This window comes from Opitutaceae bacterium TAV5 (assembly GCA_000242935.3).
GTDB lineage: Bacteria > Verrucomicrobiota > Verrucomicrobiia > Opitutales > Opitutaceae > Geminisphaera.
In genome coordinates, this window is the sequence record CP007053.1 from 244,476 (window position 1) to 260,178 (window position 15,703).

Here is a 15,703-nt window from a genome sequence, read left to right on the forward strand (position 1 = left end):
CGCCTCCTCGCCCCGGTTCGTTCTCCACTCCCGCTGCCAGTCAAAAACAACCATGAAAACCAAAAACAGCCTCCTTCTCGCCACCGCCCTGCTCGCTCTCGGTTCCGCCGTCCCGCTCGCCGCGCAGGTCTCGTTCACGGGAACGCTCTACGAGCAAAACTTCGACACCCTTCCCGCGCAGGCCAGCGGCACCCTCACCTGGACCTTGGCCAACAACAGCACCCTCCCCGGCTGGTATTCCACCGAAGGCGCCGCCGACAGCGCCCGCGCCAGTTCCGGTTCACGCAGTGGCGGCACACTCTACAGCTTCGGCGCCAACAACAGCGCCGACCGCGCCCTCGGCCTCTTCGCCGGCAACGGATATGCCTCCGGCCATACCGCATACCTCGGCCTCCAGCTCATCAATAACACCGGAGACACCATCAATTCCGTGACGCTCTCCTTCGACGTCGAACAATGGCGCTACCACACGTATGCCACCACGTGGGATTTTTCCTGGCTTGTGGCATCCAGCAGCGGCGACCAGTTGACCGCCTCCGGCTACACAGCCGACGAACGCGGCAACGCGGTGTCACTTCATGTCTCTGGAGACGAAGGTTTCTCCTCCAGTGGCGGTCTCCCCAATGGCGGTGGCAATGGCATCGGAAACTACACCTCCGTCAGCATCACCCTCACCAACATCAACTGGCAGGCCGGCGAATACCTCTGGCTACGCTGGGGCAGCAACCAGGTCAACGACGCCGCCGGACTCGGCCTCGACAACGTCAGGCTGACGGCCACGCAAATTCCGGAACCGGGTTTGGTCGCACTTTTACTCGGAGCCACCGCTCTGGTTCCGGTTATCGTTTCCCGCCGCAAAAAATAACCGGCTCCATGCGCCTTCCTCCCGCCCTCCGCTCATGCGCGATTCCTTTCGCCATCGCCCTTGCCGCCACGCCTGCCGCCCTGTTCGCCAGCGCCGAACCCTGGCAGTCCGAACTCGTCCGTGTCGCCCCTGACGGCGCGCTCGCATACCCGGCGGACACCGAGGGCAACCGCATCCCCGATTTCAGCCATGCCGGTTATCGCGGCGGCGGCGTGCCCCTCCCCGAGGTGCCCGTCGTCCGCACCCTCGCACCCGTTTCAGGTGACAACACTGCACGCCTTCAGGCCGCGCTCGACGCCATCGGCGCGCTTCCTCTCGATCCCCGTACCCGGTTGCGCGGCGCGCTCCACCTCTCCCCCGGCATTTACGAGATCAGCGACACCCTTTTTATCCGCCACAGCGGCGTTGCCCTTCTCGGCTCCGGTCGGGGCGACGACCCGGCGCGCGATACTATTCTCCGCCGCACCGGCACCCGCACCGGCACCCGCACCACGCCGGTCATCCAGGCCGGAGGACGCGGCCCCAACGACCGTTTCGCCACCGCTGTTCCGGGCACCCGCACCGCCATCACCACGCCGCGCGTCACCGTTGGCTCGCGCACCTTCGAAGTCGCCGACGCCACCCCCTTCTCCCCCGGCGACACCGTTGTCGTCGAACACCCTGAAACTGAAAAATGGATACAGGCCCTCGATGGCGGCGGCACCGCCTCCGACCCCGCCTGGCGGGTGGACGACAAAGACAACCCCGCCGGCATGTCCATCCGCTACCTGCGCCGGATCGTGCGCATCGACGACAATCGCATCACCATCGACGCCCCCGTCTTCAACCACCTCGACCGCTCGCTCTCCCAATGCACGCTCTATCGCTACGACCCCGCCCCGCTCCTCACCGACATCGGCGTTTCCAGCCTCCGTATCGACATCCAGACCGCAGGCCCCGAAGCCGAGACACACGCCTGGGACGGCATCGTCTTTCGCCAGGCCGCCGACTGCTGGGTGCGCGACGTCACCGTGCTCCACTTTGTCGCCGCCGGCATTAAATTCGGCGAAGGCTTCGTGCGCGGCACCGCCCTCGATTGCAACGCCCTCGAACCGCACGGCCTGATCAAAGGCAAACGCCGCTACAATTTCGCCACCCACCGAGGCGCGCAACTCGTCCTTTTCGAACGCTGCCATGCCACCGACGCCCGGCACGCCTTCATCAGCAACGGTTCCACGCTCGACTCCGGCATCGTCGTTCTCGATTGCACCAACGACCGCTCCTACGGCCCCTCCGAAGCCCACCGCCGCTGGTCGCAAGGCCTCCTCTTCGACAACCTCACGACTACCAACCCCCGTCCCCAATCCGCCCAGACCGGAATCCTCGGACTCTATTGCCGCGGCGACTGGGGCGACGCCCATGGCTGGGCCGCCGCGCATTCCGTCGCCTGGCGCTGCGACACCGCCGACGCCCGCATCATCATCCAGAAGCCGCCCACCGCCCAGAATTACGCCATCGGTTGCTCCGGCAAAATGCAGGGCAAAGTTTTTTTCCAACATCCGCCCGGCCACATCGAAGGCACCGGCCGTCCCGGCCTCGTCCCCCGCTCCCTCTATCGCGCCCAACTCGCCCAACGCCTGAAAACGGAAACGCAGCCACCATCTCAACCATGACCACGACCATGTTCACCGCTTCATCTGGCCGCCCGGCCTCCGTCGCTGATGCCTCCGTTGACACACCTGCGGTTGTTTTCGACCCCGCCGACATCGCGGAGCGGGCGTTCCACCGCCACGTCGAGTTGCATTCACTTGCCCACTACACCGGCATCCTCTCCCTGCACGGCCTGGCCCGGCTCGCCTTCGCCGTATCGGAACCCGCCGAACGCGCCCGCCTGCTCGCTCTTGCCACCACGCACCTGACGCCGTTCCTCGAAGGCGCCCATGTCTTCGATTGCAATTTCCCCAACTACCTCTGCGGCGGCAACGCCTCCGCCTTCCTCTGGTGGCAGGGATGCCTGCCTCAGGCCGAGGCCTCCCTCTTCGAGTCCCACGTGGAGCAAATCATGCAAACGGCCCCGCGCGATCCGCACGGCCTGCTCTGCCATCCCATCGACCCGCACCTGGGCCGCATTTTTATCGACATCGCCTTTGCCATCACCCCGTTCCTCCTCTTCTGCGGACGCGCCCTCGATCGCGACGACCTCATCCGCGAAGCGTGGCGACAGACCCGTGGCTACGTGGAACGCCTGCGCAACCCCGCCAACGGCCTGCTCCACCAGGCGATCAACTTTCGCGGTCCCGGTCACTGCACGCAGGATCACTGGAGCCGCGGTAACGGCTGGGGTCTGCTGGCGCTGGCCGAACTCGTCGAACATCTGCCCGAAGGCCACGCCTCCCGTCCCGATGCGGAAGCGATGTTTGTGGCGCTGGCCGACGCCTGCGCCCGCGCGCAGGACAGCGACGGCATGTGGCATCAGGATCTCACCGACACGACTTCCTATGTGGAGACATCCGGCAGCGGCCTCATCCTCTTTGCCATCGGCGTGGGACTGGAGCGCGGCCTGCTCGGCGCGTTCCATCGCGCTGTATTCGAAAAAGGACTGCATGCATACCTGGCTTACATCGCCCTCGACGGCTCGGTGCACAACACCTGCCGCGGCTGCCTCTGCGCTGGGGATGGTTCGAAACAGGCCTACATGGAACGCTGGCACCAGCTCAACGACTGGCACGCCTTCGGCCCCGTCATCCTCGCCTTTGGCCAGGCCGCCCGGCTCGGGGTAGAGCTGCCCTGAAGCCGGTTCGGAAACCGGTCCTCCGGGTGCGACCCGGATACATACCGGCGAAAACCGGTCCCCCCCTCCCTTCCGGTTTGTGTTCACGCATCCTTCGTCTACCGTTGCGGCCTTTCGCAGGCCATGAACGTCCAACCGCTTTTTCAACCCTTCCGCACAAAATCCCTCCGGCTCAGGAACCGCATCGTCATGGCACCCATGACGCGTTCGTTCGCCCCCGGCGGCGTGCTCTCGCCGGAGGTCGCCGGCTACTACACCCGCCGCGCCGCCGCCGATGTCGGCCTGATCCTTTCGGAAGGCACCGTCGTCAACCGCACCGCCGCCTCGCTCAGCGACAACGTCCCCCATTTCCACGGCGAGAAAGCCCTCGCCGCCTGGAAAACCGTCATCGACAGCGTCCACGCCGCCGGCGGCACCATGGCGCCGCAACTCTGGCACATGGGCGCCGTTCGCGCTCCCGAGCCCGGCGGCAAAACACTCCCGCCCCAGGAAAGCCCCTCCGGCCTCGTCCCGCCGGATCACCGCGCCGGCGCCATCATGAGCGAGGCCGACATCGCCGACACCGTAGCGGCGTTCGCGCAAGCCGCCGCCGACGCGAAACGCCTCGGTTTCCAGGCCATCGAGATCCACGGCGCGCACGGCTACCTCATCGACCAGTTTTTCTGGTCCGTCACCAACCGGCGCACTGACCGCTACGGCGGCGCCACCCTGCGCGAACGCAGCCGGTTCGCCACCGAAATCGTCCGCGCCATCCGCGCCGCGGTCGGACCCGACTTCGCGATCATCCTGCGCCTTTCGCAATGGAAGCAGCAGGACTATTCGGCAAAACTCGCCGCCACCCCGCAGGAGATGGAAACCTGGCTCACTCCGCTCGTCGCCGCCGGCGTGGATATCCTGCACTGTTCGCAACGCCGTTTCCACGAACCCGAATTCCCCGATTCCGGCTCCGATCTCAATTTCGCCGGCTGGGCCAAAAAGCTCACCGGCGCGCCCACCATCACCGTCGGCTCGGTCGGACTTTCCGGCGAGTTCATTGCTTCGCTGCGGCAGGGAGAAGGCGCCAGCGCCAACCCGGGTTCGCTCGGCGAACTCCTGCGGCGCTTCGAACGCGGCGATTTCGACCTCGTGGCCGTCGGCCGCCCGCTCCTCGCCGATCCCGAGTGGGTCCGCAAAATCCACCAAGGCCGCACCGCCGAACTCCGCGCCTTCAGCAAGGACGACCTGCTCACCCTGAGCTGACGTAGTCACGATCTAAATATATAACTGATGTTACGCGACGGAGGGAAAGTGGCGCGGGCGTCTCGCCCGCAGACGGCGCGGAGCGCCGCCCCGAGACAAGGCGGAGAGGCGCCTCCAGCAGATGCGGGCGAGACGCCCGCGTCGGGTAAGCAATCAAGTTGTTGGTTTTAGCGGACTTGATTGATGGTTAATAAGTTAGACATGCAGAGAGAAGCAGGAAAATGCCGGGAAGTGAAGCTGAAAACATCATTTGAGGCAACTTTTCGGCAACCTTGCTGAGGGGGACCAAGGTTTGCCAGTCGCTTCTCTCTGTATCCATCAACTGAATACTTGGTATTATCTCCCTGAATTGGGGGAAATCGGTCTGTGTGGCAAGCCCTGTTTTTTATGGGTGAGATGTTTTCAAGAGTATTCATCGGGATGCGATGTCAGGCAGCGGAGTTCGCAAGTCATCGGGGCGAACGGCGGCGGGGTCGTTGTGCATCGGGGCGAGCGGGGGCCAAGGCGTTGCCGTTCGCGGGATGCGGGATCGTGGCTGCGACCGGGAGCGGTTGCCGGTGGCGGCGGGGGGCGGATTTGGGCCTGCGGTGCGGGCTGGCGCGGGTGCTTTACCCGTAACGATGCCGGGGGAGAGAAGGCGCGGGGGCAAGCGGGCTGCCGGATGGTGGAGAAGCGCGGGAGACCGGCGGCGGGGCGATGCCGGGTGTTTGCTTTCTTGGATTAGGAACCCCTAGGCGGGGTTCCAAGGGGCGCAAATGAGCGCCCTTGGTCGTGCCCTCTCAAGGGCGCGAAATCTTTTTCAGGTTGCGGCCCCTACCCCCAGCGAAGCGCAGGGGCCGCCGCTGATTCAAGAAACCGGGAACAGGGAATCCGCCATCTTCGTTTTTTGGCGGTTCGGTGCGGCTGGTCCGGGTGGCGCGTGGCATGGAATCTTTGTGAAAGCGGCTGCGTGAAAGGGAACGGAGTTGTTTCTCCCCGGTGGCCAATTTTTGGCCGGAAATGCACAAGCGCAAAAGTGCGTGTGACACTGCCGCATGGCGATGAATGCGGCGTTTTTTCGATGAACGTAATTGTAGCCGAAACAATACTACGGAAATAATCCGATTGGGCGTTATGATGACGCAAAAAACCCGGCGGATGCGCTTGTCGAGGGCAGGGCCGGACACAGTCCCGGAATCCTCCGCAACGGAGCGGAGACGGAGGCCGGAGTGGAGTCGCCCGACGAAGGAGGGAGGCTCGCGCAGGCCGGAGGCGGAGCGCAGTGAGGAGCGTGCCGGGTCTGTGTTCGCGTCTCTCAAAAATCCGCCCGAACACGATGGCACGCCGAATGCAGCGAAGCGCGGCGTGTCTTCGTGCGTGTCGGATTGTTGTCGTCTCTGTTTTGTCAGGCGTTTGGCGGTGGTGTGTGGGGGGGGGATTTGCCTGTCGAAAAACCGGTCAATCCGGGGTGTCGTGATTCCCCCATTACGGTCCCGGGACGCGCCGGAATTGAGGGCGGTCCGGTGTGACCGGTGTCTTATTTTCCGTGTATCGGGATTTTTTTGGCGCGGCTGCGCTTTCAAATTTTACGGTCAGAAACAATGAGGGCAAACTTGGTGTAGTTTTTCCCTCATTACGGTCCAGCAGATGCCGGGATGATGAGGCCGGAAGACCGGGAAAATCATTACGCCGTGGCGTAAGGGGAAGGGCGTCCTGCTGTTCATGGAACGTGGATACGTTCCGTTTTTGGGTGCGCAAGGTTGCGCTGTCGGTGGGTGATATTGGGGATGTGAGGTCACAGGTGAATCATGGAATGGTGAAGGGTTTTGTGGTAGGTGAGTGTTCGCAGGTGCGGGTGCTGGCGGCATGATGAGTCATGGGGGCGTGTCTTGGTGTGTGTGGATAGTGGGCAGGTGCGGGTTTCGGGTAGCCAGGTGGCAGTGGATTGGGTCGCAGGGGTGGACGACGGTTGCATCCGTAGACGGGATACAGAGTAATAGCGCTGCCAAGTTGGCCGTTCGTGGGAGGAAGGAAGCACAGGAAGCCGCCAGTCCGGTTTTCAAGACGGCTTCCTTCGGATTCGAAATGCTTCAGGTTACGGAGGGCTGGCCCTTGAATGGCCGAAAAATCATGAGCCATGCTACAGCCGGAACGGCGAGGCTGAGCTGGAATACCATCACGCGCTGAGCCCAATCGGCGATCTCCGCGCCCGAAGCGTCCAGGCTTGCCAGTGCGACATGCCGGGACTCGCTCCACAGGATGAAACCCAGCGTCAGGAAGCACCAGACATGAATGACCGTGGTCCCGAGCAGGAGCGCCAGGGTCCGCCGTCGCCACGTGGCCGGTGTGGCGAGCACGAGGGCCGCCAGCAAGGCCATCGGCCTCCAGAGCAGGCCAAACGGCGGCAGATCGACATTGCGCACCGGACCGGAACCGCCGGCTCCCATCAGACGCCAGTTGATGATGGTTGCCCGGACTTCTCCGGGGTTTCCCGGGTTCCGGTCCGCGAACTGGACCTCTCGTGGTCCGCCGGTTTGGCCGAAAACGATGCGTCCGAGGATGCAGAAGTACGCGGATGAAAACGCCTTCACCCCCGGCCAAGGCAAGGCGAGGAGCGCGAAAATCAGAACAAAGCGGAGGAAGTTTTTCCACATGGTCTTTTTTCGCTGGAGGGCAGCCGGTCGGCAGAAATCCACCGGACCCATGTCAGTGCCAGTGCGAATGTCGTGATGATGAAGACAACCGGCCAGATATCCTCGTGCAGGAGGTCGAAAAGACGCGGCTGCCATACACCCGCCAAAAACAGGGTAAGGATGCGTACAAGGTTGAGGAAGGCGATGGTCACCATGCACAGGGCAATCCCCGCCATCTTACGGACCGCCGGGGTGGGGAATGCGAGTATCCCGGCGACAAGAAAACTGAAAAGCCCGCTCGCCGTGCATTCGGCAAGGATGGTCAGGGTAAAACCGGGTGCGATGACCCTGTTGTCGATGACATCGCTTTCCTGCCCCAGGATTCGCAGGACCGAAGCCGCCCACTTGGCATTTGCCTCCAGGTAGGAAGAGAGCATTCCCTGAAAGAGGGAAGTGGTGACGATTCCGTAAAAAACAACCGACAGGACCAGAAAACGAAGAGCAAAGCCGGTTACTTCCTTGTGGACCGATCCGGATCGGTCAGGGGAAGGCCCTGCGACGGAAGCTCGCGGATGGTCTTTGGTCCGGCGATGATTCATGAGGTTTCGGTTATCTCGATGCCCTTGATGTTGTTACAAACGTTAATGGCGGGCCGTTGTTTTGTTGATTTTCAGAAGGAGAATCGGTCCGGAAATGCCACGTGAACTTCGCCTCGTCACATCCTCGCAGGAAACGTAATAGATTGATGATAAGATAATTGATATTTTCACCTGACAAATCAAACTACTCTAGAATCAACAAACAACGGCCTGACCCTCTGGATCGGCCTCCTCTGGATCGGCCTCAGGCCAACTTACCGCGCGAGATTATCATCAACAAACATCTCGGCAAACTGCTGCGGTGTGAGTGTTGCCGAGTGCTGCTTGGCGATTTCGAGATTCTCAGCCCAATTCGCCCGGATCAGCTCCGGCATGTTGGACGGCAAGCTCATCGCGCGTGCGATGATCTCACGCCAATCGCCTTCCTGATTCAGCACCTGCCGAAGCTTCGGCTCCATTTGCGCCAAGGTGTATTCCTCCTTGGACTCCAGTTTACCGATGGCCCAAAGCACATAGCATTCGAGCAAACGCAGCATCGGCTTTCCGTCATAGCGGTTGCTCGTGACCATGGCGGTTAAGCGTCGTTGATCGCGTAATCAATCACGCGCTGGCAGCGTTCAGTTGCTGAAGGCTTCTTCGGCAAATTACCCTGCCAGTCCTCTAAGAAGTCCTGCGCGATAAAAACCTCCAAGAAGTAGGACATGCCGCGCTTCTCAGCGTCCGCCGGCACACCACCGCTTTGCGGTTCGGGTTCAACCACGGCCGCCGATGATGGCGACCATGGCTCAACCGCGTAGATCGTATGTTCACGGTCAAACTCGCCCAGCTTATTGATGATTTCGAAAAGCGTCATTTTCCCCAAATCGAGTAACCGCCCTGACCACCTGGATGCAAGATGTCCCAGAACGCACTTCCTGGAGTATGCTGGACACGCGGGACAAGCTGCAACTCGCCCAAGCTTTCGGCATGGTGCCACGTCCAGTTTGCCGGAGATTGACGCGGCACCAGACCGGTCGGCGTGCGCTCAAGATTAATCCCGAGATCCCTTATCGATTTCGCGAAGCTCGCGTCTCCCTCCATCGCTCTTAGCAAATTGCCGTTGGCCTCTTGGAAGTGTGCAGCACGCGACGCACCAGGATACGATTCGGGGGCGAGGCGAGTTCGATATGCTACCGAGTAAGCCTTGGGCGCTGCCGTCTCTGCGGCTGCAACCACAGAAGCTGGTTTGGTTGCCAGCAGGCTTGGGGCCAACAGGAGTCCGCCGTCAAACATGGCGCCGGCCATCTGCGGATCCATGAACCCTGTTGTGTGGGCAACCTCTACGGTTAGGTCACGCCACTGGTTTATTCCCTCGAAGAATGTTCCGAGTGCCAGCGTCGCCCATTGCATGCTGTTGCGAAAATCCTGTTTGACATAATTCCACACCGCCGACCCCCAACCTGACGATGAGGCCTGCACAGCCGACCCATTCCCGAAGCCTGCCGGGTCCATGTTGTCGTATGAGTAGACCATGATCTCCCCGGCCAAGATGGAGCCGGAAAGACTGGTGTTGGCCAAGGCGAGCCTGAATTCGAGATCCCAGGCGCTGTAAAAGTCGCCTTCGGAGGGGATGACGGTTTCCCAGAAATACCCCGAGCCTCCCGATGTGCCGGAACCGGTTCCGCCCGGTGACTGTGTCCCTCCTCCGGAAGAGGGGGGGCGGCCAGTCGGCGGGACTTGCGGTATCAGTGGAGGTGGTAGCGAGGGTTGATAGGGCGGGGGTGGCGGAGGAGGTACAGGAAGGACAGGGATAGGAATCGGAGGGAGCGGAGGAACAGTTATGTTAATGGGCGGCAGGACAATCGGCGGAGCATCCAGCCCGAGGACATCGAAGCGGTTGACCGGATCGTTGCCGGCCATCGCATGGAGGTTCAGCCCGCCGGCTTCCTGGATCGGATCACGGTTGATGAACCGGCCCAGATCGGGCCGGTAAAACCGCCGGCCGAAATAAACCATGCCGGTTTCCCGGTCGGTGTATTTGGTATTCCATCCCAGGGGATTGGCTGCGGCGTAGTCTCCGTATTGCCGGAGGATTTCGCCGAAGGCATTGTATTCGTAGATGGCAGCCAGATTGCCGTCGCTGCCGCGAGCCAGGCCATGGATGTTCCCCATCCGGTCACAGACCGGAAAATAACTTTCCCCGCCCTCGCTGATCATGAGCAGTCCGCCGGTGCCGCCGGCTCCCTGCATCGTGCCGGACAGGTCCAACCCCCAAGTGTAGCTGCGGATGACCGTCCCTCCCTGAATTTCCGCGACCAGATTGTTCCCGCTGTAGAGGAATGCCGTTTCGGATACCGTTCGCCAGACGCCGGAGGCGGCCAGGGGAGGCGAAAATACCCGAGCCTGCGGGATGACCTGCCAGCCCTGGCCGGGCACATTCCATTCCAGACCGGCCGCGGCGGCACCGTCGTGCTGGTAATACTCGGCCTGCACAAAGACGTGGTCGCCTGCGGTCAGGGGGAGCGGCACGGTCACATAGCTGGCGGTGTCCTGGTCATGCCATGACTGTTGCACCAGCTGGCCATTGATCCAGAGCCGGAAGCGGTCATTGACTGTGAAGCGAAACTGGTAGTTGCCGGTGGCCGGAGGCACGATGTATCCGCTCCAGCAGACCGAAAAATCATCCGGAGCCTGGCCTGCCCCCGGAAAGCCGGCGTCCGGCCCGGTGAACCACAGTTGCGGATCGGTCCGGAGGTGATGGACGGACCGGAAACCGGGGCCGGCAAAATACTGCCCGAGGAAGCCGTTTGCCTCGTTGTGTTCGACCGTCTTTTTTACCCGGCGATCAAGGTAGTCGTAGCGGAACGTCAGTCTCTGGTTTCTGGCTCCGGCGGCCAAGGCTGCCGGCCGCGTGGTCATTTCTGCGAGCCGGTTTTCCGCATCGTAGCTGTAGTTCCAGCGGTCGTCGGAGACCAGGTTGCCGTCCGCATCGTACACGAAGGACTCGTTGGCGGCAGAAAGGTAATTGGGCCGGAGCGACGCGCGCGCCTGGTCGGGGTTATCTCCGGATGTAACGCGGACCGGAGTCAGGTTGGGACCGGCACTGTTGTCGATCATGACATCCTTGCGGAAATATCCGCCCTGCCGGCCGGAAGCCTCGACGGGCTCTCCGTTGACCTCGACGGGGTCTCCGGCATCGGCTGCACCGGAGACGGTAACGACACCGGGATTTGTACGGGCCGAATACTGGTTGAGGTTGTTCGGCATATAACCGGCGGTGTGGCCGTTCAGGGCAAGACTCGTGCGATTTCCCTGGTTGTCGTAGGCGACCGGGTTCAGGGCACGACCCGCGAGGGGATTGCCGGTATCGGCCGGGTTGGTGCCGAGGTAGCTCTGTTCCGAAGTCAGCTGCGACCGGCTGTCGTATCCGAAACGGGTGACAACACCCGTGCCGCTGCCATACAGACTGAAAATCGTTCCGGTATTCGCGACCGAAGTGGCCTGGAGCGCGGCGTTGTACTGGTAGTCGAACTGCGCCAGTATCGGGCCGCCCGCCTGGCTGGTGATTGTCTGCACCAGATCACGCGTCGGCTCCCAGGTCCTCCGGTAGCTGTAGGCGGCGGTGCTTTCCGAAACCTGCTGTACGCGGTCGCTGTAGGGAACATAGCCGATCGAAAAGTTCCGGACGGGATTGCCGGCGGAGGTGCCGCTGATCGAGGTAATCCGTGTATCCGTATAACCGAACGCGGTGCGGTAATCGGCAGCCGGACTGCCGGCGGTGCCGACCTGCAGCAGATTGGGCCGGCCGACGCTCGCTCCGGTTTCGTATCCTGCGGTGATCCTGCGTGCGTTGTAAAACGGGTCGAGTTGCTCGTAGTCGGGTCTGGCGTCAGCGCTGCGGTACCCGAACGTCCGGGTTCCGGTAAAATCCTGCACGCTGGCGAGTGCTCCGGAGCGTTTGTAGGTATAGGCAACCGCCGGTGTGCCGTCGTTGTAGTCGGTCCGGCGCAACTCCTGCGTCCGGAAACCGGGGCCGCCTGCGGCGGCCGAGCCGTCATAATAGGAATAAGTGGTCTGGATGCGGGTGGAGCTGCCTGGCAAGGTACGAGCCCCCTGGCGGGTGGCAGTCTGGCCAAGCGGAGCATAAGTGAAATCAACGCGGTTCGCATTAGCGAAAGTCTTCGTATTGACGAGGCCCGTTGCCGGATCGAGCGTCCAGGTGGTGGTGTCGCCGGAGCCGGGTGCTGCCGACCAGGTGGAGCCGGTGAAGTCACCGCCGCGCCAGGTGGTCAGGGACTGGCGGCGGCCGAGGGCGTCGTAGGTGATTTCGGAGGGGAAGGTGGCGCTGCCCCACGTGCGCCAGGGCAGGCCCATGGCATTGAGCATGGAGCGGGTGGTGCGGGAAAGTGCGTCGGTTGTCGTGATCGTGCGACTGCCATCGGTTCCCCAGGCATAGGCGAAGGTGGTGGTGCTTCCCTGATCGTTGACGGACTGCTGATACTGCGTGCTGCCGAAATACGCAAAGGTCTTGCCGACCCTGTAGGCGGTTCCGTCGAACCGCCACCGGTGGGTGCTCAGGCGGCCCAGGGAATCGTAACGATACTCCTCTCTCACACCGGAATTTGAAACCGTGCTGGACAAAAGTCCGTTCAGCCAGACCGTCCGGCCCACGGTCGCGACCCCGCCCGTCTGTAGTGTGCCAGTGCGAGTCCGGGCGGCCGGCTGCACGGATTCCTGTGTGCGCGTGCTGCGTCCGCTGGCATCATAGCTGGTGACGTCGGCGGTTCCCCACACACCGGCGTTGTAAGTGAATCCGGTCAGGCGGGTGACGGTTTTTGTAGCCGTCACGGTCAGCCCGGCAGAGGCCTCGGGAGCCGTGGTGGTGACCTCTTCCCGAGTCCATCCGCTGCCATCCTTGACAAACGTCTGGCGGTAGGCGTTGAGACGGTCGGTGGAAACGGCCTCAAGGGTTCCGCTGTTGTTCACGTCGAGGCCGTCCTGGACGAGGCGTCCGGCGACGTCGTGGGTGTAGAGGTGGTCGGGCAGCAATGGCGTGCCGTCGGCCCGGTAGATTGTGCGTGTTTTTGCCAGATTGCCCGCGGCGTCGTAGGTGGAGCTGACGTCGACAATGTTTGCATTGCTGCCGGTCCAGTTCCATGCGGGCCTGCTTTGCAGAACGGTGCGCCCCAGATAGTCTTTCTGCTCCTCGGTCCATCCCAGTGTCTGGCCGGAAATGCTCCCGGTCGGCGGACGATGCCCGGTACGTGTCAGCAATCCGGTTCCGTTGGCCGCATATTCGTAATACACCGGTGCCTGCGCGGTGCCGGTAACCGATTTCGGCCGGCCGTCGAGGTAGGTGGCGGTCGTCCTCGTAGCCAGGCCCGGCAGGGTGACCGTGGTCGTCCGCAGATCGGGGTAAGCGTAGCTGGTGACAAGGGTAACTCCCGGACCGGGTTCCTCGATCCTGCTGATGCGTCCGGATGAATCGTAGCTCCGGACCGTCCAGGCTGCGGGCGAGGTTCCTGTCCCCTCTCTGGCCAGCCGGTCTGCACCATCATAGCGATACTGCGTAACACGGGCCGGGTATGAACTGTCCCCGTCTGCCCCGACGGTTTTCGAGACCAGGCGCAGCAGCGGGTCATACGTCATTCTCGCGGGGATACCCTCCGGACCGGTCACGGTGGCAAGCAGCCCGGCCTGATAGCTGTAGCTCGTCCTGAATTCGTTCGCTCCGTTGGTACGGGCAATGTCCACCTCTTCGGTGACGCGGCCAAGGGCATCAAACCGTTTCAGGGTACCGGCGATCCGGTTGAGGGTATTGGCTGCGGTAAACACATTTTCCGCGGTAAAGACGACGCGTCCGGTGGTGTCGACGACCGTTTCGGTGAAGGTCGACAGGTTGGGGACCAGGTACAGGGAAATGATGTTGGCGGTGACACCGCCATAGCTCCATGAGGAAACAGAGGTGCCGGTGCTGCTGCCGCTTCCGGCCGCGGTCTGGCCGTGAAAGGTGACGATCAGCCGGTCAGCGCCGGCGGTTGCCGGATCCGCCGATGCAGCAAAGGTCCGGCTGGACGGATTCCATATGCCGATATAATAGGCAAACGAATCCTGGCGGCCACTCGGGTAGGCGACCGAAACAGTCTGGTTGCGCAGGTAGGAATCGGGGTCGTCTTTTTTGAAGAATTTCGAGACCGTGGTGAGCGAACTGGCGCTGTAAAAATCCTTGCGCGTCGTTGTCAGCAGGGTGTGTGCCGTACCGGTCGAATCGGTCAGGGTGCCTGATGAAAAGTTATAGCTCCATGTGGTCTTGCTCAGCTGAACGCCGCCGGGCGCACTGGTGATGTGGGACTCCAGATAGGTGGAGTCGGTCCCGTTATAGGTATAGTTTTCGGAAACACTGTTGGAAGCAGTCGCGGCGGATGGGTTGGCCGGGCCGTCCAGCCACGGCCTGAGCACGGTCTGGACAAGACCCGAGGCGTTGTACTTGTACAAGGCCCAGGAACCGTCCTCGTTGATTCGTGACTTGAGCTGCCCCTGAAAGCCGCCGTTGCTGTCGGTTGCTGTATAGTAGTCGTAACTCGTGAACAGGGAACCTGTCTGTCTTCTGACCAGTTCGTTGCCCCAGGGGAAGGTTGCAAACGTTTTGGCCCAGGAAAGCGGCGACTCCTGACCGGTTCCGATCGCATTCGGTCCGGTCTTCACGACCGTTGCACTGGTTGTTCCGTTATACGTTGTCGTGGTGTACCGGTTGGGAGTCGCACCCTGAACATGCCAGTCGGTATGGGTCCATACATTGCCGTTTTTTACAAGGCGCGTTTCCCAAGTGGTGCCATCGTGTTGCCAGGTAATGCTGACGCCGTTGCCGTCATTGATCTGCGAAATCGTGTAGGTGGCGACGGAGTTTCCGGTGACGGTATAGCGTCCGTAACGGGGCTGTCTTGGTATACCCCCATATCCGACGATCTCGCGGGGACCGGCTTGCGCAGACCGGTAGACATCAATCGTGTACTGGGTGGCAGACAGACTATTAATGTCCAGCAGAACTTCAGGGGACAAAACCTGATACAGAAAGCCTGGTTCCGGGGAACTCGCATCCACATACACACCGTTTTCAAGCCGTTTTATAATCGAAATCTCTAGCGGATTTACAGGATCATAGTACAGCGATTTTCCATAAAAAAATCCAGGACGACTGAAGTCAGCGGCCCGAAATCCCACTTCGCCTGCCGAAAGACCGTTTCTCAAATTTCCAAGGCCGATAGACCAGATAGGCCTGTCGATAGATATTGAAGATGCCTGTCCAGCGCGCAATGTCTTGTTGGTGTCGGATTTTAATAATATGGCCACTCTGGCATAGCCGACTATCGCGCCACCCTGTGGCTTGCCATCAACATACAGTGAAGTCCCGGGGGGAATCCCGGTGAAATCCAATTTATAAGTAGTATTGTTTGTGCCACTTGATTGCAGATAGTAGATTTTATTTGGCAAAAGATAAATATCGGTCGATTCACCATTGAGTCTGTTATCTCCGCCCTGCACATAATTTCCCATGGCGTTGCTACTTTTATTCTCTCCCATTTCATCCGGGACCTGCGAGCCGGAATGCGAGACCAGTCTGGCTGAAATTGACCCGAAG

General features: G+C 61.5%; 9 protein-coding genes. 4 read left to right on the forward strand and 5 right to left on the reverse strand.

Annotated features, from left to right (window positions below):
- Positions 1–52: 52 nt before the first annotated feature.
- The 4 genes from OPIT5_01560 (at position 53) to OPIT5_01575 (ending at position 4,874) form a co-directional block, all read left to right on the forward strand.
- Complete coding sequence (locus tag OPIT5_01560; protein AHF89141.1) at positions 53–865, forward strand: hemolysin-type calcium-binding region; 813 nt, start codon at positions 53–55, stop codon at positions 863–865.
- Between the two features lie 8 nt (positions 866–873).
- Entirely contained in the window at positions 874–2,517 is a 1,644-nt protein-coding gene (locus OPIT5_01565; GenBank protein AHF89142.1) for a peptidoglycan-binding protein, read from the forward strand.
- Entirely contained in the window at positions 2,514–3,635 is a 1,122-nt protein-coding gene (locus OPIT5_01570; protein AHF89143.1) for a glucuronyl hydrolase, read from the forward strand. The genes OPIT5_01565 and OPIT5_01570 overlap by 4 nt, the downstream gene beginning before the upstream one ends.
- Positions 3,636–3,758: 123 nt before the next feature.
- Positions 3,759–4,874, forward strand: coding sequence for a 12-oxophytodienoate reductase (locus OPIT5_01575; protein ID AHF89144.1), 1,116 nt, complete (start codon positions 3,759–3,761; stop codon positions 4,872–4,874).
- Between the two features lie 2,069 nt (positions 4,875–6,943).
- Here the strand turns inward: OPIT5_01575 and OPIT5_01580 are convergent.
- The 5 genes from OPIT5_01580 to OPIT5_01600 form a co-directional block, all read right to left on the reverse strand.
- Positions 6,944–7,507 (reverse strand): hypothetical protein, encoded by a 564-nt coding sequence (locus OPIT5_01580; GenBank protein ID AHF93964.1) that lies wholly within the window; start codon positions 7,505–7,507, stop codon positions 6,944–6,946.
- Positions 7,477–7,923 carry a hypothetical protein gene (locus tag OPIT5_01585; GenBank protein AHF93965.1) on the reverse strand — a complete coding sequence of 149 codons (447 nt, stop codon included), beginning with the start codon at positions 7,921–7,923 and terminating at the stop codon, positions 7,477–7,479. Before OPIT5_01585 ends, OPIT5_01580 begins: the two co-directional genes overlap by 31 nt.
- Positions 7,924–8,339: 416 nt before the next feature.
- Positions 8,340–8,654 (reverse strand): hypothetical protein, encoded by a 315-nt coding sequence (locus OPIT5_01590; GenBank protein ID AHF89145.1) that lies wholly within the window; start codon positions 8,652–8,654, stop codon positions 8,340–8,342.
- Positions 8,655–8,659: 5 nt separating this feature from the next.
- Positions 8,660–8,938 carry a hypothetical protein gene (locus tag OPIT5_01595; protein ID AHF89146.1) on the reverse strand — a complete coding sequence of 93 codons (279 nt, stop codon included), beginning with the start codon at positions 8,936–8,938 and terminating at the stop codon, positions 8,660–8,662.
- Positions 8,935–15,123 carry a hypothetical protein gene (locus tag OPIT5_01600; protein ID AHF93966.1) on the reverse strand — a complete coding sequence of 2,063 codons (6,189 nt, stop codon included), beginning with the start codon at positions 15,121–15,123 and terminating at the stop codon, positions 8,935–8,937. The genes OPIT5_01595 and OPIT5_01600 overlap by 4 nt, the downstream gene beginning before the upstream one ends.
- Between the last annotated feature and the right edge of the window lie 580 nt (positions 15,124–15,703).

Excerpts from the sequence above, each read along its gene's own strand:
- OPIT5_01560 (AHF89141.1), top strand. The coding sequence starts at position 53 with ATGAAAACCAAAAACAGCCTCCTTCTCGCCACCGCCCTGCTCGCTCTC.
- OPIT5_01565 (AHF89142.1), top strand. The coding sequence starts at position 874 with ATGCGCCTTCCTCCCGCCCTCCGCTCATGCGCGATTCCTTTCGCCATC.
- OPIT5_01570 (AHF89143.1), top strand. The coding sequence starts at position 2,514 with ATGACCACGACCATGTTCACCGCTTCATCTGGCCGCCCGGCCTCCGTC.
- OPIT5_01575 (AHF89144.1), top strand. The coding sequence starts at position 3,759 with ATGAACGTCCAACCGCTTTTTCAACCCTTCCGCACAAAATCCCTCCGG.
- OPIT5_01580 (AHF93964.1), bottom strand. The coding sequence starts at position 7,507 with ATGTGGAAAAACTTCCTCCGCTTTGTTCTGATTTTCGCGCTCCTCGCC.
- OPIT5_01585 (AHF93965.1), bottom strand. The coding sequence starts at position 7,923 with ATGCTCTCTTCCTACCTGGAGGCAAATGCCAAGTGGGCGGCTTCGGTC.
- OPIT5_01590 (AHF89145.1), bottom strand. The coding sequence starts at position 8,654 with ATGGTCACGAGCAACCGCTATGACGGAAAGCCGATGCTGCGTTTGCTC.
- OPIT5_01595 (AHF89146.1), bottom strand. The coding sequence starts at position 8,938 with ATGACGCTTTTCGAAATCATCAATAAGCTGGGCGAGTTTGACCGTGAA.